This is a genomic window from Pedobacter petrophilus (genome assembly GCF_009674725.1).
GTDB lineage: Bacteria > Bacteroidota > Bacteroidia > Sphingobacteriales > Sphingobacteriaceae > Pedobacter > Pedobacter petrophilus.
Genome location: NZ_WKKH01000039.1, coordinates 18,451 through 40,800, shown reverse-complemented (window position 1 = coordinate 40,800; position 22,350 = coordinate 18,451). Strand labels below are relative to the sequence as shown.

20 protein-coding genes and 1 tRNA gene are annotated in these 22,350 nt (G+C 37.9%); 4 read left to right on the top strand and 17 right to left on the bottom strand.

The features are described 5' to 3' along the window. Positions 1-62: 62 nt before the first annotated feature. From GJU39_RS18605 to GJU39_RS18570, 8 genes are all read right to left on the bottom strand, one after another. Positions 63-779 carry a PDDEXK nuclease domain-containing protein gene (locus tag GJU39_RS18605; protein WP_154282505.1) on the bottom strand — a complete coding sequence of 239 codons (717 nt, stop codon included), beginning with the start codon at positions 777-779 and terminating at the stop codon, positions 63-65. Positions 780-1,098: 319 nt separating this feature from the next. Then, complete coding sequence (locus GJU39_RS18600) at positions 1,099-1,383, bottom strand: GIY-YIG nuclease family protein (RefSeq protein WP_154282504.1); 285 nt, start codon at positions 1,381-1,383, stop codon at positions 1,099-1,101. Positions 1,384-1,424: 41 nt separating this feature from the next. Beyond that, positions 1,425-1,508, bottom strand: a tRNA-Leu gene (locus tag GJU39_RS18595). Between the two features lie 114 nt (positions 1,509-1,622). After that, positions 1,623-2,387, bottom strand: a complete 765-nt coding sequence (locus tag GJU39_RS18590) for an MBL fold metallo-hydrolase (protein WP_154282503.1) — start codon at positions 2,385-2,387, stop codon at positions 1,623-1,625. 49 nt (positions 2,388-2,436) lie between these two features. Continuing rightward, complete coding sequence (locus GJU39_RS18585; protein ID WP_154282502.1) at positions 2,437-2,709, bottom strand: hypothetical protein; 273 nt, start codon at positions 2,707-2,709, stop codon at positions 2,437-2,439. 206 nt (positions 2,710-2,915) lie between these two features. Further along, on the bottom strand, positions 2,916-3,821 hold the full coding sequence (locus GJU39_RS18580; RefSeq protein WP_154282501.1) for a right-handed parallel beta-helix repeat-containing protein: 906 nt from the start codon (positions 3,819-3,821) through the stop codon (positions 2,916-2,918). Positions 3,822-4,059: 238 nt separating this feature from the next. Next, a complete protein-coding gene (locus tag GJU39_RS18575) occupies positions 4,060-4,710 on the bottom strand; it encodes a LolA family protein (protein ID WP_154282500.1) in 651 nt (216 codons plus the stop codon). A gap of 60 nt (positions 4,711-4,770) precedes the next feature. Beyond that, the gene (locus GJU39_RS18570; protein ID WP_154282499.1) at positions 4,771-7,371 is read right to left on the bottom strand and encodes an FtsK/SpoIIIE family DNA translocase; all 2,601 of its coding nucleotides are present in this window, start codon (positions 7,369-7,371) and stop codon (positions 4,771-4,773) included. Between the two features lie 393 nt (positions 7,372-7,764). Between GJU39_RS18570 and GJU39_RS18565 the strand changes: the two genes are divergently transcribed. Beyond that, complete coding sequence (locus GJU39_RS18565) at positions 7,765-8,418, top strand: ankyrin repeat domain-containing protein (RefSeq protein WP_154282498.1); 654 nt, start codon at positions 7,765-7,767, stop codon at positions 8,416-8,418. A gap of 62 nt (positions 8,419-8,480) precedes the next feature. Here GJU39_RS18565 and GJU39_RS18560 read toward each other — a convergent pair whose 3' ends face one another. The 5 genes from GJU39_RS18560 to pyrF form a co-directional block, all read right to left on the bottom strand. Further along, a complete protein-coding gene (locus GJU39_RS18560; protein ID WP_154282497.1) occupies positions 8,481-8,699 on the bottom strand; it encodes a PspC family transcriptional regulator in 219 nt (72 codons plus the stop codon). A 135-nt stretch (positions 8,700-8,834) separates the two neighbouring features. Continuing rightward, positions 8,835-9,050 (bottom strand): hypothetical protein, encoded by a 216-nt coding sequence (locus GJU39_RS18555; RefSeq protein ID WP_154282496.1) that lies wholly within the window; start codon positions 9,048-9,050, stop codon positions 8,835-8,837. Positions 9,051-9,708: 658 nt separating this feature from the next. After that, entirely contained in the window at positions 9,709-10,992 is a 1,284-nt protein-coding gene (locus tag GJU39_RS18550) for a DUF2851 family protein (RefSeq protein ID WP_154282495.1), read from the bottom strand. 163 nt (positions 10,993-11,155) lie between these two features. Continuing rightward, positions 11,156-12,064 carry a DMT family transporter gene (locus GJU39_RS18545; RefSeq protein WP_154282494.1) on the bottom strand — a complete coding sequence of 303 codons (909 nt, stop codon included), beginning with the start codon at positions 12,062-12,064 and terminating at the stop codon, positions 11,156-11,158. A 161-nt stretch (positions 12,065-12,225) separates the two neighbouring features. Beyond that, on the bottom strand, positions 12,226-13,056 hold the full coding sequence (pyrF, locus tag GJU39_RS18540) for an orotidine-5'-phosphate decarboxylase (RefSeq protein ID WP_154282493.1): 831 nt from the start codon (positions 13,054-13,056) through the stop codon (positions 12,226-12,228). 417 nt (positions 13,057-13,473) lie between these two features. Between pyrF and rho the strand changes: the two genes are divergently transcribed. Both rho and pssA read left to right on the top strand, forming a co-directional pair. Beyond that, the gene (gene rho, locus GJU39_RS18535) at positions 13,474-15,210 is read left to right on the top strand and encodes a transcription termination factor Rho (RefSeq protein WP_154282492.1); all 1,737 of its coding nucleotides are present in this window, start codon (positions 13,474-13,476) and stop codon (positions 15,208-15,210) included. A gap of 74 nt (positions 15,211-15,284) precedes the next feature. Further along, complete coding sequence (pssA, locus tag GJU39_RS18530) at positions 15,285-15,986, top strand: CDP-diacylglycerol--serine O-phosphatidyltransferase (RefSeq protein ID WP_154282491.1); 702 nt, start codon at positions 15,285-15,287, stop codon at positions 15,984-15,986. Positions 15,987-16,081: 95 nt separating this feature from the next. On the opposite strand, the gene GJU39_RS18525 is transcribed toward pssA, so the two are convergent. Next, positions 16,082-16,453 carry an Hpt domain-containing protein gene (locus GJU39_RS18525; RefSeq protein ID WP_154282490.1) on the bottom strand — a complete coding sequence of 124 codons (372 nt, stop codon included), beginning with the start codon at positions 16,451-16,453 and terminating at the stop codon, positions 16,082-16,084. A gap of 17 nt (positions 16,454-16,470) precedes the next feature. After that, positions 16,471-16,977: a 2-amino-4-hydroxy-6-hydroxymethyldihydropteridine diphosphokinase gene (gene folK, locus GJU39_RS18520; protein ID WP_154282489.1), complete on the bottom strand. Its 507-nt coding sequence runs from the start codon at positions 16,975-16,977 to the stop codon at positions 16,471-16,473. A gap of 38 nt (positions 16,978-17,015) precedes the next feature. Here folK and sppA point away from each other — a divergent pair, with 38 nt between their 5' ends. Next, entirely contained in the window at positions 17,016-18,782 is a 1,767-nt protein-coding gene (sppA, locus tag GJU39_RS18515; RefSeq protein WP_154282488.1) for a signal peptide peptidase SppA, read from the top strand. A 73-nt stretch (positions 18,783-18,855) separates the two neighbouring features. Here the strand turns inward: sppA and GJU39_RS18510 are convergent, their stop codons facing one another. Both GJU39_RS18510 and GJU39_RS18505 read right to left on the bottom strand, forming a co-directional pair. Beyond that, a complete protein-coding gene (locus tag GJU39_RS18510; RefSeq protein WP_154282487.1) occupies positions 18,856-20,616 on the bottom strand; it encodes an ABC transporter ATP-binding protein in 1,761 nt (586 codons plus the stop codon). Continuing rightward, a complete protein-coding gene (locus tag GJU39_RS18505) occupies positions 20,600-22,336 on the bottom strand; it encodes an ABC transporter ATP-binding protein (RefSeq protein WP_154282486.1) in 1,737 nt (578 codons plus the stop codon). Before GJU39_RS18505 ends, GJU39_RS18510 begins: the two co-directional genes overlap by 17 nt. Between the last annotated feature and the right edge of the window lie 14 nt (positions 22,337-22,350).

Here is a 22,350-nt window from a genome sequence, read left to right as displayed (position 1 = left end):
TTCTGCTTTTTTCAAGCAACAACTCTGGGGGTCAATTTAAAATTGGCGAAAGGGGGTCAAATTTATTGGTATATGCAATAAAAGACCAGATCAATAAAAAAATGATCTATCTCCGTGCTTACCCTAAACTGTCTGCCAACAAAGGAGAAGCCTTTTCCAAGTTCCAATAAAAATTGCTGCAAATTTTCTATTAATGCTGTTTCAATTTCAGACTCATTTGCAGTCGCAGGTTGCTGAATATTTAGAAATTCAAAAATATATGGATCTTTAATAAAATCTTCAGGTCTCTGTTTCTCTAATACCTTACTATCTTCTCGATTTATAGTTTTATCATTCGAAGATAGAAGCCTATGATAATAGAAGGTGTTAATGTTCCGCTCCAGAGTTCGAACACTCCAGTTCTGTTCAGCCGCTTCGTTTAAATAAAACCCTCTTGCAGCCTCATTTTCAACCCTCGTAATTAACCGGTTATGGCTCCATGTCAATTTGCTACACAGTGTGTAGCAAATCTCATTATCACGATAGGTGAGATAAAATTGGCGAAAATTACGCAAATTTGAGTAAGAAAAGCCTTTCCAAAATTCAGTTGTCAATGCTATAGAAAGTTCTTTCAAAATACCTTCTCCATAAACAGCTCTTTCTTCACTATGCTGTTCTTGCTCAACAATACGTTTTCCGATCAGCCAATATGCCTCAACCATAGCCGCGTTCACAGCAGTGTAAGCATTTTGTCTGGCTGCAGTTAGTATACCCCTGATTTCATCAATATAATTGGTCATACTTCAAATTTAAAGAAAACAATCGATGAGGCGCTAAACATATATAACAGATCAGGCTAAGGGAATGACTATAAAAAAGTGTTCTAAACTAATCTCCTACTCCCCCCTTACCAGACTGAACCATTAACAGGAATACTTTGAACAAGGTAGCATATGCTAAAACACCGATTTTGACATAAAAAACCGGACTTTGATCTGTTCAAAGTCCGGTTGTACCCAAGAGGAGATCCGATAGCTATCGGATCGAACTCCCACACCCATACAGGCGCCAGCCCCTCAAGCTGTTGCGTCTACCACCCCGATAGCTATCGGGGCCGCCTTAACGATATCGCTCAATAAGTTTAGCTACCAGCTCAGGATATTGCTTTAAGTTTTTAATATAAATTACACTTTTCATTTTTTTAATATGTAATTCGATCAATCGAAACTGTTTGTAATCGAGGTCATTTATAGTGAAAAATAGTTCCCAATCGTCTGTCTTAGATGTGAAACTATCCGTAAAAATTTTATCCTTATGCGATTGTAATCGCTCTAGCACATCCAGACAACTTCCGGTGTAAAAACGATTTAATTTTCCAGAAAAAAGGATATAAACTGTTGCCATAAACAAACAAAAAAGCTTCGGTGCTACCGAAGCTTTTAAAGTACCCAAGAGGAGATTCGAACTCCCACACCCATACAGGCGCCAGCCCCTCAAGCTGGTGCGTCTACCAATTTCGCCACCTGGGTATTTACTACATAATCGTTCCCGAAGGCGTTTACCATCCCGATAGCTATCGGGATCGCCACCTGGGTAAGTGGAGTGCAAATATAGTTTATTTTTGGATTTTGGAAATAGCAATTTTATAATTCTATTTTTAAACCATCATAAGCCAGCCTGATATTTGGCGGAAGCTGTTTTTCTACCTCCTCATGCAGGCCTAAATTATGACTGATGTGTGTAAGATAAGTGGTTTCTGCACCAACTTTTTCAGCAAATGCAATCGCTTCATCGAGCGTAAAATGAGAAATATGTGGTTCCTTTTGCAGGGCATTAATCACCAATATTTTAGATCCCTTTATCTTTTCAAAAGAATGATCAGGAATGGTTTTAGCATCTGTAACGTAAGTAAAATCTCCTATCCGGTAGCCGGTAATGGGTAGTAAATGATGCATCACCTCGAAAGGAATGATCGTATTTTCTCCTATTTTGAAGGCCTCACCATTATGAACAGTATGAAGGTTTATCTGCGGTAAGCCAAAGTATTTAGTATCGGCAAAAATATAGTAGAATTCACGTTTCAGAGCGGTTTGTACGCGTTCGGTTGCATACACATCTATTACCTTTTGAAGCAAATAATTGAAAGGCCGGATATCATCCAGTCCTGCAATATGATCTTTATGCTCATGTGTAAATAAAACAGCATCCAGGTCTTTTACCTTTTCGCGCAGCAGCTGACAACGAAAATCAGGACCGCTATCAATCACAATAGTTTTATCTGCCAGTTCTACTAAAACAGATGTCCTCAATCGGTTATTGCGCGGATCTGTAGATTGACAAACTTCACAATTACAAGTAATTACCGGAACGCCCTGAGAGGTGCCTGTACCTAAAAAAGTAACTTTCATCCTTTTATACTTTCCTTTTTAAATGCGTAATTCAAGTAATTTATAACCATCAAAATAATTTAGTTTGTTGTAATGAATGAAAGAACTGACGCTGTTTTTCATCTAACGTGTTTTCATCTGGATTGGTTTGCTTCACCAGACCTACCAGTGCAGCTATTTTACCTTCTAAATTTGAAAATTTATTGACAACTATAATTTTGTTATGTTCCAACAAACAAGAACCTGTTTTAAAATTTCCCTTTTCGTAACGAACCTTGAAACCCATTGCCAGAAGCAGTTGTTCCAATTTCTCCAAAGTATGATTTGTTAATGGCAACGACATTGGAACAAACTTAGAGAAATCTAAGGAGCATTCATAAATAGAACGTAAAAAAAATGACGCTTGAAGCTATGGTGCTTAAGTATTTCGGTGACTTTACTTATTGATCGATTAAAAGTTACAAATATCCGAGCCGCTCAGAAAAATGATATTCAATAAAAAAGGCTTCAGCTGTTAAAGTCTGAAGCCTTTTATCCAAATTAAGAATATTAAAAAATACGATTAAAAAGTCCTTTCACATTACCAGAACCCCCGCTACCCGTAGTGGTAATATGGCCCGTATTTCCATTGCCATCATAACCGCTTCCTTTGTTATTATTGGATGTACAGTTGGTAACCGTATGCGGAACATTCTGTCCGCCGCTACCTAATTTAAATCCATTTCCATCTCCATTGGCTCCATAACCATTATTGGTTGCAGTGCAATTGTTAATTACCACAGTATATGGCTGTCCGTATAAATCCCAGCCATCATCAGAATTATGATAAGCGTTACAAGAATTGAACTGATTACCTGCACCCGCTGATAGTTTACATGCGTAGCCATCTGCATCTTCACCGCCGTTGGCTACATCATAGTTATCATAAGAAGTAGAATTGTTGATGCTGTTGTGGTGTCCGCCATTATAGATTTGAAGACCAGAATCTTTATTGCCGTATGTGGTTACATTATTTACATAATTGTAACCACCCGTTTGGAACACGATGCCGCAGTCTGGCGCGTTTCTGATGGTCATATTGGTAATGTTCCAATAGCTTCCATTCACTTTAACTCCCCAATTTGCGCCTGAGACATTGGAACAATCCAATATCCCGCCGGTAAGGTTAATTTTTGAACCTGATGTGCCGCTTTTAATTAGTTGCAGAGTACTGGTTAAATAAATAGTTCCGCTAACTGTGATTACATCTCCCGGTTGTGCATTTGAAATAGCCGATTTTAAGGCAGCTTCTGTAGTTACAGTAGCACTTACCGCAGCGGCAGCATTTACAGCTAAATAGTCTGGCTGAACAATGAACTGACCACTTTCAATGTCAGCAATAGAAGTAGTGTCTTTTTTGCATCCGAGCATAGCAATAGCCATCCCGAGTACGAGAATACCTGAGTTTTTTTTCATTTCTAGATTTATATTTGGTTAGTATTAAAAGTGAAATTAACTATAATAATACAATATTTCATCTGAAAAAACCGTATTTCTATACAAACGTTACCATACTTACATTGACTTCTTAAGAATACAAAATTTATTTTACTATAGTTTTAAAAAATAACTTAATGAAACATTAAACGGCTAAAACAAAAAAAGGCCCGGACTGATACAGCCGGGCCATTTGTTATTATTTATATTTCTAAATTTATCTTAAATCTACCACCTCAACGCCAGGGTATTTTTTAGCGTCAAATGCGAAAGTAGTTTCCGGAACCTTTACATTAGGAGAAAATGTTTTAACGTTATAAGTGTATTTGTTTCCGTTTTTATCGAATAAAACAACGTTTGCAATTTGTTTTGCAGCCTTATCTATACTCAAACGAACTTTGAAGATTGCTTTTTTAGCATCAACAGGCGTTAAATCGATCATCTGATAAGTTTTCGCACCAATCTTTTGTTCACCGGTATAAATGTATTTAAATCCTTTTTCATAAACAGTGAAAATTTTAGCGGGGTTGATACCTTCGCCGCTATTATCAACATTGCTTACCTGAACTTCTTTGTCTTTTTTTAGATAAGTCCACTGACTCTTGCCATCGCTAAACAATTCTTGATTCGTCATCGCCACTTTGTATTTATTTGAATTGGCTTTAACATACAAGGTACCTTGCTGCGTTTCTTTTACTTTAGCTTTTGCATTATCTAATGTGAAGGAAAAATCGGTTTTAACAACATCATACGACTTATACTTTTTACTCACCTCTGCTAAAATTGCTTTAGCCTTTGCATCAGTCTGGGCATAGGTTGACGTTGTAAAAGCAACTATAACCATTGCTGCTGAAATTAATTTCTTCATCTTGTGTATTTTTAATTTTCTGTTGAAAGGTTAGAATAGATTTATCCGTAATGGTTTAATCTAACCTTTATTGTTCATATCATTCAAGAATTGTTCCAAAGAATACTCGTCAGGGTACAAAACTTCCCTGGCTTTACTTCCCTCAAACGGACCAACAATTCCTGCAGCTTCCAATTGATCGATAATTCTTCCCGCACGGTTATAACCCAATTTTAATTTTCGCTGGATGAGGGATGTTGAGCCTTGCTGGTGCATCACAATTAATCGTGCTGCATCTTCAAAATGTTTATCACGCTCATTTGGATCAAAATCTGCTTTGCTTCCTTCGCCAGCTTCATCAATATATTCCGGAAGCTGGTACGCATCAGCGTATCCACGTTGATTACCAATAAATTCAGAAATCCGATCTACCTCTGGTGTATCGACAAATGCACACTGTAGCCGGATTAAGTCGCTCCCTGTTGATAAAAGCATATCTCCCCTACCAATTAACTGATCGGCGCCACCACTATCCAGGATGGTCCGTGAATCAATTTTCGATAAAACCCTGAATGCTAACCTCGCCGGGAAATTGGCCTTAATTGTACCGGTGATAATGTTAACCGATGGACGCTGAGTAGCCAGTACCAGGTGAATTCCGATGGCCCTTGCCAGCTGTGCTAAACGGGCAATAGGTGCTTCAACTTCTTTACCAGCCGTCATCATTAAATCGGCAAACTCATCCACCACCAATACAATAAATGGCAAAAACCGATGACCGTTATTAGGGTTAAGCTTGCGCTTGATAAATTTATCATTGTATTCCTTTAAATTTCTCACCTGTGCATCCTTTAACAGATCATAACGCTGATCCATTTCAATACAAAGGGAATTTAAAGTATTCACTACTTTTTTAGTATCGGTAATAATGGCATCGGCCTCACCCGGAAGTTTCGCCAGAAAGTGCCGCTCAATTCTATTAAACAAAGTTAACTCTACTTTTTTAGGGTCAACCAGTACAAACTTTAATTGTGCAGGGTGCTTTTTAAATAATAGGGAAACCAGGATAGCATTTATACCAACCGATTTACCCTGACCAGTTGCACCGGCAACCAATAAGTGAGGCATTTTTGCCAAATCGGCAATAAATACTTCGTTGCTGATGGTTTTACCCAAAGCAATTGGAAGATCCATGGTGTTGGAAGTCCATTTTTCAGTATTTAAAATGCTTCTCATCGGCACCATTTCCGGGTGCTGATTCGGAACTTCAATACCAATTGTTCCTTTCCCGGGCATCGGGGCTATAATCCGGATTCCAAGTGCCGCTAATGAAAGCGCAATATCATCTTCCAGATTTTTGATCTTAGAAATTCTAACACCTGGCGCAGGAATAATTTCATAAAGGGTTACCGTCGGACCGATAGTCGCTTTAATCTTATCAATTTCAATGTTATAATGGTTGAGGGTTTCAACGATTTTATTTTTATTGGCTTCCAGTTCTTCTGCATTAACAGAAATCTTATTGGTGCCGTAGTTTTCCAATAAATCTACCGTTGGATATCGATAACCAGACAAATCTAATTTTTCGTCATAATTACCAAATTGTTCCACTAAGTCATCAGATTTTTTCTCTTCTTCGGTTTTTTCGATGGTAAAAGTAGGCTCGGCATCTTCTTCAATAACAGGCTCTACGGTTAGTGGCATGGCGACTGCGGCAGAAACGGCCATGGGCAAATTGGTAGCCATAGGCGATAAAACAACGGGGGCAGCTGAAGGCTCTTCAACCTCTGGTTGCTCATATCTGCTTGGTTGCAAAACAACGTTCTGCTGTTTTCTTTCCTTTACAGCGAGTGGTTTCTCACGAACAGGAAATTCAATTGGCGCAGAGGTTTCTTCTTCAGTCTCTCTTTTATTAGCAAACTTCTCCCTTACTTCATTAACAAAATCTGGCGTTTCATTATCGAGGTACACTTCTTTCTCTTTACGTTCAGGGAATTTAAAATCGATATTATAGGCAATAATCAATATGGTTAAACCAGCAAAAGCAATTAAACCTGCAACTCCCGCAGCTCCGATCTGAGCCGCAAGTAATTTATTACTCCAGTAGCCAAATTCGCCTTCAACATAATGTGGAGATTCTGCCCAAAAACTATGTGCAAAACCGAAGGTTAAGGAAATAAACAACAAAAAGAAGAAGCTGTAACCCAGTGTTTTTGAAATCGAAAGAATTTTAACTTTAAATAATAACCGGTAACCGATAATGAAGAATGCCAAAACAAATAGAAAAGATGCGATACCAAACCATTCGTAAATGAACTGATGCGATAACAACGCACCGAATTTACCCAACCAGTTTTGCACCACAGGCGTGGTTACGCCAGCATCTTTTAATTCTTCTGCTGTTTTAAATAAGTTTCCCCAACCACCATTTGCATCGATTACATAACTCTGGTCATCTTGCCAGGTAAATAAATATGAAGTAAAAGCGATTAAGAAATAAAGGGAAAGAATAACAAAAAACAGGCCCACAATTTTTATTGCGCGACCATCCTGCAAATCGAAATTTGGCAAATAATCTCTTGTTTCTTTTGGCTGGCGATTAAAAGATGACCTGCCAGATGCATTCTCAGCACCTTTATCTCTGAATGTGTTGGTTTTAAATTGGTTTCCCCTTACCGCCATTTTCTATCCTAATAATAATTAATGAACAAATATAAAATATATAGTTGTATGTATCATGATTTAAAATCCACAGGAAATTAAATAAAAGAATAATCCCCGGTTAAACCATAAACAGAAATATTCGTCTATTATTTCAACAGCACACAAGTTGTACGTTTTACAAATGAAACGGATTTTGTTTTAGGTTTTATCCCGTTTGGCCTGGAGGGGCTTAACGGGATTTTTTTAAGGAGTAGGATGCTGAAGCAACCTGTAATAAAATCAAAGACTAAATGAACGCCTGATGGCCTGGTTTTAACCCACGGCGATTAAGATCAGAGAAACTTCCATAAAATTAGATAATTACTTATTTTTTACTAATTTAAGTCAGTTTTTTACATAAGATTATTCTACATGGGCATAGCGCAACTAGAAGAACAGATTGAATCGGGCAATTTTCAGGCGGTTAAAGATATTTTGCTTGCGAACCCAAAACTAGCTGATACGAATACTTCACATCAAATTTCGCCACTGTTATTAGCTTGTTATTATAAGAAGCAACAAATTGCTGATTTAATCCTTGAATTTACAGATGACTTGACCTTATTCGAAGCCTGTGCCGTTGGTAAATTTGATGCCGCCACGTTGTTGATTTTTCAAAACCCTGCGAGTATTAATACTTTCTCTGAGGATGGATTTTCGCCTTTGGGCCTGGCATGTTACTTTGGTCATGAAGATTTAGCAAGATTTTTAGTATTAAAAGGCGCAGACGTTAACCTCGCCTCTAAAAATAGCTTTAATGTTTTTCCCATCCACTCTGCGGTCTCGGCTAATAATATTGGAATTACCAAAATGCTTTTAGATGCTGGTGCTTATCCAAATGTTTGTCAGAAGGCGGGTTTAGCTCCCCTTCATACCGCTGCGCAGCTTGGAAATATTGAGTTGATTATTCTCCTGCTGGAACATGGTGCAGAGGTAGGGTTACGCATGGAAGGCGGAAAACTTCCGGCCGATTTGGCTGCAGAAAAAGGCTTTAATGAAATAGCAGAGATTTTGAGGGAAGATTGATCACCCCCTAACCACCTGAAGGGGGAACAAACCCAAAAGTTAACCTGGCTTGCAATACAAAATTACTCCCAAATCCTCAATCGCATTCTTTTCATGTAAGTTCTGATATCCAGCACTACAGCTGCGAGAAAGTAAAATAATATAGGGAAACCTACGGCCAGAAAAGAAGAGTATATGAAAAACAGGCGTACTTTCGCTGTACTCATATTTAATTTACTCGCAAGATAAGTGGAAACACCAAAGCTCCGTTGCTCAAAATAGGTAATAATTCTCTGAAACATTTTTAGCTTATTTTAAATCTAAATCACTAGACAAATCAAATAAAGCGAAATAAATACGTCACTTCCAACACTAATCTAGTCATAATGTTCAAGCAAAACGCACTAAATCATCATGTAAAGAATAATTTAGATAGGCTAATTTAGAATGAGCTTCTCAAAATCCTGCTTATCTTCATGTTTGATAAAAAGAATCTGTTGATCATCTAAATGGGCGTATTTCTTTTTCAATTCATTTTTAAATTTTTCAATATCAACACCGGCCTTCAATATAACCGTTAAGGCATCAGCATTTCCCCTTACCTCAATAATTTTATCCGGATAATGCTCTCTAAGTTCGTGTGGAAATTCCATAATACTAAAACCGTAATTAAATAATAATGTTTGATTTGTTATTTTTAAATTTTTATGCCGACAAACATTCAATACGCACTTATATATGCGCAATTGAGAATTAAATTATCGCCAGTTAGAAGCAACTCATTAATTTATGTTCTTTAGGATTAATTTAACAATATAGTAATTACTTACGAGATCTTTATTTTCTGGTTAAAAGCGAAGGAAAAATCCTGAGATATTTCTTTTAAAAAAATTAAAGCCTTACATAATGCAAGGCTTTAATTCATAATCGGCTATCTATCCAAATAGCTAATTATTAATCTAAATAATGCGATTTCTTGCATTAGTTGTAAATCTAAATCGTCCCGTTGATTTAATTCTAACTACCACGAAGATAACGGATTATGTTTTGCGGGAACTACGCTATTTCGTAAAAGGGTAAATATACCTTTTGTTAATACCCAACATTTATATACTGAAATGTATATTTAGCAATACTTAAAATACCAACCCGTCAACCCTTATAATTACCTTTATCCAAATTTCCAGATCGATATAAAGCTTCAAATCTTCGTTATAAACCTGGAAATGAGCATGCTATTTTATGTTTGCCTGAATGTTTTTTTAATGGTTGATGTGAATTTCGGAAAATACATCAGGACTACCAGATTTATTAAACCTGCTTTAAGATCTTGATCCCAATGCTGCATGATAAGCATTTTTTCCGATCGCAATATTGTTTCTTCAATTGCAGGATAGCTTGTGAAGAGAAGGCATTATCGATGGTAACTCCTGCTTCAATGAATTTATCAATGATCGCATTTTTTTCCGCCGGCAAACTTTCTAAAAGGCGAATGGCCCTACTGATGTAAACCTGGGTTCCGGTATGTTTTCCATAAGCAAACAGAAATAGTGCAATGGTATTCAGCAGGATATTATCGACAGAACTTTTGCCGATCTGCGTACTTACACCCTCTGCCGTTTTCTTAAAATGATAGTGAGATTGCCAGTAAATGTTGACGGGCAGATTTTCAAACAGACTTCTTAAACCTACCACATCTTTAATCTCCATAATTTTGGAGAAAAGATGATTAGACCGGTAGATGAGTGCAGCAAATTGTGCCAGGCGAATGGTAGGAAAGTTTTGTGGCCTCATCCGCATAAACTTCCAGTTGGTTACTTCTATCGGTTTGATATGATATTTTCTTTGAAAAAACTGAAATTCCTTTTGTAGTAATCCGGGGTATTCTTCTTCGAAATGATCATTCAGAAATCCTGCAGCACCGAATACCAATGCCTCAATTTGTTGAGTATGGTCTTTATGCTTACCAAAAATTTGCCGGGGAATTGCTTTAGCCAAAAGCTCGAACGGAAATGCATTTACTTTAAATCCAAAGTTACGGGAGAGGAAGCGATAAAAGGTCTCATCCCAATTTCCTTTTGTTTGATCTAAAGTTTCAAATACAGCTTGCGTTTTTTGCTCAAACCGCTCAATCAAGGTTCTGGAAAGAAAGGAATCTATAATAAGCTGATCTACCGTATGAATCTGCGCAGCACAAGGAAAATCATTCAACGTCAAAAATAAGTTAGCATACCGCTCAATCAGATCGTTGGAGATTCTATTCTTCAAAACCAGCACCGGCAAAATAGAACCGTCAATGCGCTTTATGTCTACATCATTTTCATAGACTACATGTAAAATGACATTTTCATATGACTTATCAGTTTGATGATTATGTTTTAACCAATCAGATGATTTGATATGTATCTCTATATTTCCAGCCCAAACCGTCTCTCCTACCTGGATTTTGGCATTGCTAAAATCAGGACCTGCATTTTTATTTAAAAATCCCTGATGAATAATAGTTAAATCTTCTCCGCTCAATACCTGAAGATCTTTATAGTCAAAAGACTTAAATTGCCAAACGTAGTGCAGAAAATCTTCTGGAAAATTCATTCATGAAGGTAACGAAATATTCCTAAAGGTTTTACATTAAACGATTATATCATACATAAGTTGAAACGAGGGTAATCTAAAATAGAATGCAAGCCTGACACTGACTAAGGTGTTTCAATTGGTCATCACGATATCTAACAGAAAGTATAGCAATTTTAAACTTCTATACTGCTTTTAGCTCAGCCTTCTTTTTGTAATTTGTGATAAATACCCCGGCGATAATTAATACAGTTGCTACAATCAGATCCAGATCAACGTGTTCGTTCAAAATCAGCCATCCTAAAAATATAGCAATTACGGTATTGAAGTAGGTTAGAATAGAAACTTCAGAAGCCGAGACTTTTTTAAGTGCGTAGTGATAGCAGAAATAACCAAGCACCGAGCCAAAAATCGCCAGATAAACTGCGGCGAAAATACTTTCTGTTTTCCATGCACTAACATTAGCTTTACCTGAAAAAACAAGGGCCAGACCCAGTTGAACAATTGCCGAGAAGACAAACTGATAAAATAAGTTCAGAAAAATGTATTGTGGTTTTCCACTGTGTTTTTTGGAATAAATGGTTCCTATAGTCCAGCCGGAAACCGCAACGACCAAGGATAAGATCCCATTGCGGTACCCAGGCTCGAGCAAATCGCTTATGCCATCTCTAAAAATAAAAACAATCCCCAGGAAACCAACAAACACGCCAATAAATCCTTTCAGGCTGGCTTTTTGAATGCCCAGAAATACGCAGCCTAAAAAAACCAATAACGGACAAGTGGCATTAATTAAGGAGGTGAGCCCACTGGGAATGGTTTTCTCTGCAACAGTAGTCATGCCGTTTGCAATCACCACCATTAAAACAGAAAGCAGAATCTGCCTTTTGAAATTCGGCCAGCCAATCCATTTCAGTTCTTTCTGCTTAATAAGAATTACTAAAATGATTAAGGAGGCTATGGTTTGGCGAATGGCCGTTACGTACCAGGCCGGGATGGACGATACCGCAACGCGAATTCCCAGATAGGTGGTTCCCCAGATTAGTGCAACTCCGGTTAAGGCCAGTATAAGTTTTAAATCTATTTTAGGTTTCATGATTGGTTCAGATTAATCGTAAAGACACTAAGTTTTTACAAAAGAAAGTTTTACCACGGAAACACGGATTTGACGGAAAGTATCTTTCTCTTTTCCGTGTATTCTGTGTTTCCGTGGCTGGTAAGTAATAATTGACTTGAAAAAAATCTGCGAATCTGTGGCTAAACTAAATCTGCCTCAACTAAAATCTGTTCCATTTCTTTTTGCAATTTCAAAGCCTCTTCCCTGGCCTTTTCTGCAAAATCTTCCCCCTGCCCTGCGTAGATAATTCCACGGGAAGAATTGATGAGTAATCCGCACTGCGAATTTAAACCATATTGACAAACTTCCTTTAAATCTCCGCCTTGTGCGCCAACACCTGGCACCAAGAGAAAATGGTCTGGTGCAAGTTTACGTACATCGGCAAATGCAGCTCCACGAGTGGCCCCCACCACATACATCATCTGCTCATCAGTTGCCCATTCCTGAGAAGTTTTCAACACCTTTTCAAAAAGTTTATCACCGCCAACTTCCTGAAGCTGAAAATCTGCATGACCAGAATTGGATGTTAGCGCTAATAATATCACCCATTTATCTTTGAAAGTTAGAAAGGGGGTTACAGAATCGCTTCCCATATAAGGAGCAACCGTTACAGAATCGAAACTCATTTCTGAAGATTTTTCATTAAAAAAAGTCTTTGCATACCTGGCCGAAGTATTGCCAATGTCGCCACGTTTAGCATCAGCAATACTGAAAATATCCTTTGGAATATATTTCCAGGTTTCAATTAATGTTTCCCAACCTTTTTTTCCGTAACATTCATAAAAAGCGGTGTTTGGTTTATAAGCTACACATAAATCTTTTGTTGCATCAATGATCTGCTTATTAAATTCCAGAATCGGATTTTCGTACTTTAGCAAGTGCTGTGGAATTTTATCCAGCGAAGAATCCAGTCCGACACATAAAAAAGAACGCTTTTTTTGAATTTGCTCGAAAAGTTGTTGCTTTGTCATATAAGGGGTTATTTGCTGCAAATATGCTGTTTTTTAGGATTCCTATGGCAGGAAAAAGTCTGCACATTTATTATTTTTATAAACATTTTAAACTTTTTCTTGCGGATTACGTTTGAAATACATACAATTGCAACATAATTTCTCAGCCGTTTATCTGAATATCCCAGAAAAATCTATCAAAATTTGTTTTTAGTTACCATTTTTCAAAAGCGATTTATCGTTTTATTCAGCCGTAAACAATTATGAAACCATGTGAGTACTCCAAATAACCACTCATTTTTGGTTTTATAGCCTTAAGAATTTATACACAATGAAACCGTCTGGCTTTAAAATTAATAAATATTTAGTCCGGACAGATTTATAACAGACGCATCCGTTATAAAAAATGAAAAATTTCTTGAAACATATATATTCAGAATGTTTAGCAAAACAGAATTAAATGATAAACTCACACCCGAATTACGTGAGCTAGCAAAAACCTATGGCATAGAAAGTGCCGATTCCTTAAGAAAAATCGACCTTGTTGAAGTACTTCTGCACCAACAAGAAATTATGAACGCTGCACAAACAGGTTCAGATCCTTATAGTGAACCAGAAGTGGCAGAAGAAGCAGTTGCAGCTGCACCTGTTTCTAAAGCAAAAGCACCAAAGGCAGAAAAAACGCCAAAGGTTGCCGCATCTGTCACCACTACTGATAAGCCTGTAAAAAAGAGAGTTAGATTGAGTAAAGATGAACCCGCTGCTCCTGTAGAAAGAAGAAGAGATTCGGTTACTTTATTTGATGAGCCACAGCACCAGCAACAGCCTGAAAGGCAACCAGACAGACAACCCGAAAGAGTGATTGAATCGGAAGAAAGTGTGAAACCTATCTCTGCTTTGATAGAAGAAAGTGCCGAGGTATTGCCAGCACCAACCCAGAAACAAAAGCAAGAGCCCCGAGAGAAACAAGAAAAACCCCAACGGGAGGAGAACCGGGGGCAAAAGCAACCTGGAGGTGGCAATCACCATAAAAACGAAAACAGTTATTCTAATTTAGATTTTGATAACGTAATTACCAATGAAGGCGTTTTAGAAATTATGCCAGATGGATATGGTTTCTTACGTTCTGCAGATTATAACTATTTAACTTCTCCTGATGATATTTATGTATCACAGTCGCAAATAAAACTTTTCGGCCTTAAAACCGGAGATACCGTTAAAGGCAGTATCCGTCCGCCGAAAGAAGGCGAAAAATATTTCCCGTTGGTTCGTGTAGAAACCATCAACGGCAGAATCCCTGCAGAGGTTCGCGACCGTGTTCCTTTTGATTATTTAACCCCGCTTTTCCCAACAGAAAAATTAAATTTATTTACGGATAACAGTAACTACTCTACCCGTATTATGGATTTATTTACACCAATTGGTAAAGGACAACGTGGTTTAATTGTAGCACAGCCTAAAACCGGTAAAACCAATTTACTTAAAGAAGTTGCAAACGCAATTGCTAAGAACCACCCGGAAGTTTATTTAATTATTCTTTTAATTGATGAGCGTCCGGAAGAGGTTACAGATATGGCCCGTAGTGTAAGGGCTGAGGTAATTGCCTCTACTTTTGACGAACCGGCCGAGCGTCACGTAAAAATTGCCAATATCGTTTTAGAGAAAGCTAAACGTTTGGTAGAAAGCGGACATGATGTAGTGATCTTGTTAGATTCGATTACACGTTTAGCCAGGGCTTACAATACAACAGCACCTGCATCTGGTAAAATTTTGTCGGGTGGTGTTGATGCAAATGCCTTACACAAACCTAAACGTTTCTTTGGTGCGGCACGTAATATCGAGAACGGTGGTTCATTAACCATTTTAGCAACTGCCTTAACCGATACAGGTTCTAAAATGGATGAGGTAATTTTCGAAGAGTTTAAAGGTACGGGTAACATGGAGTTACAATTAGACCGTAAATTATCAAACAAACGGATCTTCCCTGCTATTGATATTACGGCATCGAGCACCCGCCGTGATGATTTATTACTGGACAGAGATATTTTGCAACGTGTATGGATTTTACGTAACCACCTTGCAGATATGAACAGTCAGGAAGCAATGGAATTTGTTCAGGCACAAATTAAAGGAACAAAAAGCAATGAAGAATTTTTAATTTCGATGAACAGCTAGTAAGTGATAAGTTTTAAGTGGTAAGTTTTAAGTAACATACCACTTAAAACTTATAACGTGTAACTTAAAACTTAATGAAAAGGCATATACCTAATGCGATTACCTGTGCAAATCTGCTATCTGGTTGCGTCGGAATCGTTTTTGCATTTAAAGGTGATTTACAAATTGCCGCTTACTTCGTGATCCTCTCCGGAATTTTCGATTTTTTTGATGGAATGATAGCGCGTTTATTAAATGTAAAATCTGCCATTGGCAAAGATTTAGATTCTTTGGCCGATATGGTAAGCTTCGGTTTTTTACCTGGCGTGATCATGTTTCATTTGCTGAAAGCAAGCGATTACGCTTCTGAATACCTTCCCTATCTGGGCTTCATTATCACCATTTTTTCAGCACTGCGTTTGGCAAAATTCAATAACGACGAACGCCAGTCAGAAGATTTTATCGGCTTAAACACCCCGATGAACACGTTGTTTATCTGCTCTTTACCCTACATTGCAGTTGATTATCCTAACGTAATCGGCTCTACGATACTCTTATTGGCCATTACCGCAATCACCAGTTTTTTACTGATTAGTGAAATCAAAATATTCTCACTAAAGTTTAGTAATTTCAGCTGGGCGAAAAATAAAATTAAATTTATCTTCCTTATTTTATCTGCGGCATTAATAGCTGTTTTACAATTTGCAGCCATTCCTTTTGTGCTGGTATTATATATTGCAATGTCTTTTATACACTTTAGGGGAATAACCAGCGATTCATCATCAGATTTGAATTAAAGGGCGGGTATCGGGCTTAAAATGTTTATCTTCTTGGCGTTAATCAAATCTTCTGATCCGGAAAGTTAAAAAATCACCTCATCAATAACCAGATATTAAGATCGTGATCTGATATTTTCTTTTTCCAATTCAAGCTGCGCATAAACCTGTTGCGATACGACCTTTAAGCGTTCTATATCAGATTTAACCTGCTCAACTACTTCGTTTCGGGCATTATACTCAATGGCCTGCATTAAATCCGTCACATCATTCCGGCCAATATAACTGAAAGTGGGTTTCATTTTGTGTGCACAATTGCTAACCTCTTTCCAGTTTCCGAGGGCCAAAGCTGCTTCGAGTTCTGCTAAATAAACAGGAGTGTGTTCGATAAAGGTGTCGAAAATCTCGATCATAAAATCTGGATTATGACCAACCATTCCGATGAGATATGATAAATCTAAGGGACGATTATCATTTATACCTTGCATATAACAAAGCTAGTTATTTACAACTTGCGAACGGTCAGTTCATCTGTAATATTTTCATAGATATCGAGTACAGTTTTACCTAAAACGGGATGTATCATTTGGGGAGCAATCTCTGCCAGAGGTGCCATTACAAACTTGCGAAACTGCATTTGAGGGTGCGGAACCTGAAGCAGATTTTCGATATCAATCACTTCATTTCCAAAGAAAATAAGATCGATATCAATTAATCGCGCTCCCCATTTTTCCTTGCGTACCCGGCCAAGCGTCTGTTCAATATTTAAAGCATTTTCCAATACCTGTACTGCGGTTAAATTTGTCTTCACTGCAACGGCCTGATTTAAAAAAGAAGGTTGATCATTTTTACCCCAGGCAGCCGTTTCATAAACGGAAGAAATCGCTTCCAGTTTACCCATATTGGCACCAATTAGTGAAATGGCCTGCTCTAAATTTTCTTCTCTGTTTCCTAAATTTCCACCAAGTAACAAATAAACAGCCGTGTACTCTAAAGCCTTATTAAGCATCATGTATTTTTATATCTTTACAGCACAAAACTAACATTTAAATGAAAGATTTTTTTAAGTATCTATTTGCCTCCATGCTGGGTTTCTTCCTTTCATTGGTTGTTATATTTATCATCGTTATTGTGATCGTAGTTGGTGCGATTTCCTCTCTGGATGATGACAAAACAGTCTCTGTAGCCAGCAATTCAGTTCTATTTTTAAACTTAGATCAGCCAATTACAGAACGGACACCCAAAAATCCTTTTGGTAATCTTCCGATTGTAGGAAGTGATGAAAAAAACGGAATCGGACTAAATGATCTTTTGAGAGCAATTAAAAGAGCAAAGAACGACGACAATATCAAATGCATCTATTTAAATGTTACCAGTCCGAATGCAGGTTACGCCACCATGCGTGAGGTGAGAAATGCATTGATCGATTTCAAAAAATCGCATAAAAAAATTATTTCCTACAGCGAAGTTTATACACAAGGCGCCTATTACCTGGCCTCTGTTGCTGATAAAATTTATCTTAATCCGGAAGGTTCTTTAGAATTTAAGGGCTTTAGTTCTGAGTTGACCTTCTTTAAAGGTACTTTAGAAAAAGTTGGTGTGGAGATGCAGGTGATTCGTGTTGGAAATTACAAAAGTGCTGTTGAGCCGTTTATTCTTGATAAAATGAGCGATTATAACCGCAAGCAGGTTACGGCTTATGTGGGTGGCTTATACAATACTTTTTTAACTGACATTGCCAAAAGCAGAGACATTAAAAGAGATAGCTTATATACTATCGCTGATCAATATCGGATTCAGCAGCCTCAGGATGCCTTAAACTATAAAATGGTTGATGGATTAAAATACAAGGATCAGATTTTAGAAGAACTTAAAGGCATTTCCGGCAGAACCAAAAGTGAAAACATCCGCTCGGTAGACATCAACGATTATTCGAAAAACAACACCACCTCTGGCGACAGTAAAAACAAGATCGCGGTAATTTATGCCAATGGGGAAATTAGCGGTGGCGAGGGAAATGACAATCAAATCGGCTCTGAAAGGATATCGAGAGCAATTAGAAAAGCCAGATTAGATGACGATATCAAAGCAATAGTGATTCGTGTAAATTCTCCCGGAGGTAGTGCTTTAGCTTCTGATGTAATCTGGAGAGAGATTGTCCTTACCAAAAAAGAAAAACCAGTTATTGCTTCATTTGGTGATGTTGCCGCATCGGGCGGATATTACATCGGCTGTGCAGCAGATAGTATTTTCGTTCAGCCAAATACCATTACAGGTTCCATTGGTGTTTTCGGACTCATTCCGAATTTTCAAAACCTGATGACCAATAAATTAGGGATTACTTTTGATGGGGTTAAAACTGGTCAGTATGCAGATATTATGGCGACTAACCGACCAATGACTGCCGGTGAAAAATTCATCATTCAAAATGAATTGAACCGGATTTACAGTGGTTTTGTGAGCCGTGTTGCAAATGGCAGAAAGAAAAGCAAAGCTTATATAGACAGCATTGGCGGTGGCCACGTATGGATTGGAACCGATGCTGTTCAAATTGGCTTAGCAGATAGAATCGGGAGTTTTAACGACGCCATTAATGCCGCTGCCAGGAAAGCAAAAATTAAAGATTTTCAAGTTTTAGAATATCCGGATGTGATTGATCCATTGAAGTCTTTTATGGATGAAAGTACTGATAAAATCAAAACCTATTATACCAAACAAGAACTGGGCGATAATTACATGCTTTATCAGCAAATGAAAAAAGTAATTGCAAGTTCCGGAATACAGGCCAGAATGCCCTTTGAAGCCGTAATCAAATAAATACTTTACCCTGAATGGTTGGTAGCTTACTAACCATTCAGGTAATTAAGACAGGGATTAAAAAGATGACTGCTTAACTTACTCTTTTCCCTTTTGACAGCATATTCAGTGCATCGCTAAGTGTTCCTGCCTGCTGCACCTCTCCTTCGTTCACAAAATAAATTTCATCAGCATTTTCGATTGTATTTAAGCGGTGTGCGATAATTACAAGTGTGGTTTCTTTTGATAATTTATTCAAAATGCTGCTAAGTAACTGTTCTGTAATGGTATCAATATTTGCAGTAGCCTCATCCAATATCAGTAACTCCGGATTTCTTAATACCGCCCGCATAAATGCAATGAGCTGTTTCTGACCTAAACTGATGCTATCAGAACCTGATGTAATTTGAGTATTCAGACCTTCATCAAAAATGGCCAGTAAGGCGTTTAAATTTGCATCTTCTATAATCTTCGTTAACTCATCATCGCTCACATTCCTGTATTGGCTATTTCCGTATAAAATATTATCTTTCACGGTCCCGGTAAAAAGAAATGGCTCCTGAAGAATAAATCCTATCTTCCGGGTGCGTTCTTCTGCACTAAATGAACGGATATCTTTTCCGTTTAGCAAAACAGTACCTTTTGTTGCATCGTACAAGCGGGAAATTAATGATGCGGTTGTTGTTTTACCACCGCCCGTTGGCCCGATTAAGGCGTACGTTTTTCCCTTTTCAAACTTCAAATTGATGTTATGGAGAATTTCTTTTGAGTCATCATAAGAAAAATGAACATTTCTAAATTCCAGCAAAGCATCAGAAGTGATTTCCGGATCATCTTCTACCTGCGCCAGATCAGTTTCCAGTAATAAGATTTGTGAAATTCTGTCCCAGCTGGCCATTGCAACCTGAAAACTGGTCCAAAGGGCAGCCAATTGCCTTAATGGATTATAAAAGTTGGTACAGTAAGAAATGTAACTCACCAATAAACCTAACGTAAAGTTTCCAATGGAAATTAAATAAATTCCGAAAAGCAAGACGATTAACTGTGCCGCACTGGAAAGCAAACCATAAACCGGAACAAAAATGTTATTGGCTAAACCAGCACCGATCGCAGTTTTATAATTCTCCTGATTTGCCTCATCGAAACGTTTTCTAAAATAATCCCGACGGTTGAAGGCGATAATCACTTTAAAATTATTCAGACTTTCCTGAATTTCAGCACTCATGCCGCCAACACTTTTTAGATTTTTTGCATTTTTACTTTTCACCCATGGCGATAAGACCATAGTAAAAATTACAATGACAACTGCAGGAGAAAGTGCCGCAGCACCTAGTTCAAAATTGATAGACAAGAGAAAAACCCCGGCGCCAATCATCGTGATGATACTACTTACAAATTGCATCAGTGACTGAGAGAAAAATTGATTGAGTTTATCAGTATCATTATTTACCCTGGAAATCAGATCTCCGGCCTTATTTTGGTTAAAAAAGGAAACTGGTAATTCCTGAAGCTTATTGAAAATTGCATTTCTTAAGGTATACAACATGCGCTGACCAACGCCTCCCATTAATTTGGTTTGGATGTATCCCGTAATCATGGCAAACATATACATCAACAATAATATTCCTCCGAATACCAGCACGCCATGAAATTGTTTGGTTCTGATATATTTATCGATGGTATGACCAACCAAAAGCGGCCCCAGCAACAATAAACCTGCATTTATTAAGATAGTAATCAGCGCAAAGATCAGATTTTTTCGTTCGGAAGAAATGAATTTAAGCAATCTCTTTAGCGCCTGATAGGTAGATTGCTTTTCCTGCCCTTCGGTAAGCTGGTTAAGATTGTAATTCATAATTGCTTGTGCTCTGTTGTGAGTTATAAATTTGAACATATTCAGGACTGCTCTGAATCAATTCCTGATGAGTACCGGAGGCGATGACTTCGCCCTGCATCATCAAAATAACTTTGTCGTAATTTTCTACGGATGCTATTTTCTGAGTAACAGATATTAAAGTTAAACCCGGATAGTTTTGCTGAATATTTGCAACAATCCGCTTTTCAGTGTTTGTGTCTACTCTTGCAGTAAAATCATCCAATAATAAAATTTTCGGATTTACGGCCAATGCCCTCGCCAGCATAATACGTTGTTTTTGACCCCCTGAAAGGCTGTTTCCGCGTTCAGATACAATAGTATTTAATTTATCCGGCAAGGCCTCAACAAAATCCTTTAACTCGGCGGTCTGTATAGCCTTTTCAAGCGATTCATCGGTTACCGTATCGCTGAACGCAATATTTTCACGGATGCTCATATTAAAGATGATGCTATCCTGAAAAACAAAGCCGACTTGCTGGTGAAAACTTTCCTGGTTATATTTCTTAATTTCTTTATGATCAAAGAGAATCTCACCCGTGTCTGGCCCGATTAATCCGGTTAAGATGTAAAGTAATTGTGTTTTCCCTGCAGCAGTGGGGCCGATAATGGCTGTTCTTGAACCTGCTTTTACAGAGAATGAAATATCTTTTAAAATTGGCTTCTGACCAATAGTTAACGAGATATTTTTTGCGTCTACATCTCCAATCAAAGTATCGGTGATGGTTCCCGGGTGCTTCACCTCTGGTGCGTTTAGCACACTTTCAATTCTCTGGTAAGATGCAGATGCCTGGGCAATAACATTGCTCATAAACCCAATTACCAGGATAGGAAAAATGATCAGCGCCAGGTAGCTGTTAAATGCTGCAAACTCTCCCAGTGTCATCTGATCTGAAATCACGAAGTGTCCGCCGAGCACCAGAATGGTTAATCCCGCCAGGTTAGAAACGAATATGATAATGGGAATTAAGCCGGCAAATAAACGCAAAATGGATAAGCCTAAATCCCTTGCTTTGGCATTCGCATCTAAAAACTTTTGATACTCCAGCTGTTGGGAATTGATCACCCGAATTAACGCGGAACCTAAAATACTTTCGCTGATTACCTTATTTAACCAATCAATTACTTCCCTGCTCTTGATAAAAAGCACCTTTACTTTTTTAAGAACCATAAAGAACGCAGTGCCAATAATGGGTACAATCGCAATGATGCATAAGGCCAGTTTCCAGTTAATCATTAACAGTAAAATACTTGCGCCAACGATTAGAAAAAGCGACGATGCCAGCGAAACAATTGCCTGCGACACAAACATTTTGATGGAATCTGCATCAGCAGTTAAGTTGGTCAGCAGCTTTGATGGATTTGCTTCGATAATATAAGCATGGCTCTGGCGGGAAATCTGACTGGAAAGTTTTGTTCTTAAATCTCGGGCAACACGTTCAGAAGCGTAGGTTTGAACAATACTTTGCAGATAGGTAAAAATAAAAACCAATATTATTGCTAAGGCAAACTGAAATAAAACCGACTGCAGATCGAACGTTTTATTGGTATACGAGTCGATCCCGTCAGCAATTATTTTAGGCAATAATAAGTTAATCCCGTTGCTGAGCAGCGCAAATAATATCAACAGAAAAATTAAGCCTTTATATGATGCAAGTAAACTAAAAACACTCGGTTTTTTAGCCTCTTTGGGTTTTGCCATAAGGTGAATTGAAA

What these genes read in the sequence shown, in the direction of transcription:
- GJU39_RS18555 (WP_154282496.1), bottom strand. Translation starts at nt 9,050, where the DNA reads ATGGAATTTCCACACGAACTTAGAGAGCATTATCCGGATAAAATTATT.
- pyrF (WP_154282493.1), bottom strand. Translation starts at nt 13,056, where the DNA reads ATGACAAAGCAACAACTTTTCGAGCAAATTCAAAAAAAGCGTTCTTTT.
- GJU39_RS18605 (WP_154282505.1), bottom strand. Translation starts at nt 779, where the DNA reads ATGACCAATTATATTGATGAAATCAGGGGTATACTAACTGCAGCCAGA.
- rho (WP_154282492.1), top strand. Translation starts at nt 13,474, where the DNA reads ATGTTTAGCAAAACAGAATTAAATGATAAACTCACACCCGAATTACGT.
- GJU39_RS18585 (WP_154282502.1), bottom strand. Translation starts at nt 2,709, where the DNA reads ATGTCGTTGCCATTAACAAATCATACTTTGGAGAAATTGGAACAACTG.
- GJU39_RS18580 (WP_154282501.1), bottom strand. Translation starts at nt 3,821, where the DNA reads ATGAAAAAAAACTCAGGTATTCTCGTACTCGGGATGGCTATTGCTATG.
- GJU39_RS18550 (WP_154282495.1), bottom strand. Translation starts at nt 10,992, where the DNA reads ATGAATTTTCCAGAAGATTTTCTGCACTACGTTTGGCAATTTAAGTCT.
- GJU39_RS18565 (WP_154282498.1), top strand. Translation starts at nt 7,765, where the DNA reads ATGGGCATAGCGCAACTAGAAGAACAGATTGAATCGGGCAATTTTCAG.
- GJU39_RS18560 (WP_154282497.1), bottom strand. Translation starts at nt 8,699, where the DNA reads ATGTTTCAGAGAATTATTACCTATTTTGAGCAACGGAGCTTTGGTGTT.
- GJU39_RS18590 (WP_154282503.1), bottom strand. Translation starts at nt 2,387, where the DNA reads ATGAAAGTTACTTTTTTAGGTACAGGCACCTCTCAGGGCGTTCCGGTA.
- GJU39_RS18545 (WP_154282494.1), bottom strand. Translation starts at nt 12,064, where the DNA reads ATGAAACCTAAAATAGATTTAAAACTTATACTGGCCTTAACCGGAGTT.
- GJU39_RS18570 (WP_154282499.1), bottom strand. Translation starts at nt 7,371, where the DNA reads ATGGCGGTAAGGGGAAACCAATTTAAAACCAACACATTCAGAGATAAA.
- folK (WP_154282489.1), bottom strand. Translation starts at nt 16,977, where the DNA reads ATGATGCTTAATAAGGCTTTAGAGTACACGGCTGTTTATTTGTTACTT.
- GJU39_RS18525 (WP_154282490.1), bottom strand. Translation starts at nt 16,453, where the DNA reads ATGCAAGGTATAAATGATAATCGTCCCTTAGATTTATCATATCTCATC.
- GJU39_RS18600 (WP_154282504.1), bottom strand. Translation starts at nt 1,383, where the DNA reads ATGGCAACAGTTTATATCCTTTTTTCTGGAAAATTAAATCGTTTTTAC.
- GJU39_RS18510 (WP_154282487.1), bottom strand. Translation starts at nt 20,616, where the DNA reads ATGAATTACAATCTTAACCAGCTTACCGAAGGGCAGGAAAAGCAATCT.
- pssA (WP_154282491.1), top strand. Translation starts at nt 15,285, where the DNA reads ATGAAAAGGCATATACCTAATGCGATTACCTGTGCAAATCTGCTATCT.
- sppA (WP_154282488.1), top strand. Translation starts at nt 17,016, where the DNA reads ATGAAAGATTTTTTTAAGTATCTATTTGCCTCCATGCTGGGTTTCTTC.
- GJU39_RS18575 (WP_154282500.1), bottom strand. Translation starts at nt 4,710, where the DNA reads ATGAAGAAATTAATTTCAGCAGCAATGGTTATAGTTGCTTTTACAACG.
- GJU39_RS18505 (WP_154282486.1), bottom strand. Translation starts at nt 22,336, where the DNA reads ATGGCAAAACCCAAAGAGGCTAAAAAACCGAGTGTTTTTAGTTTACTT.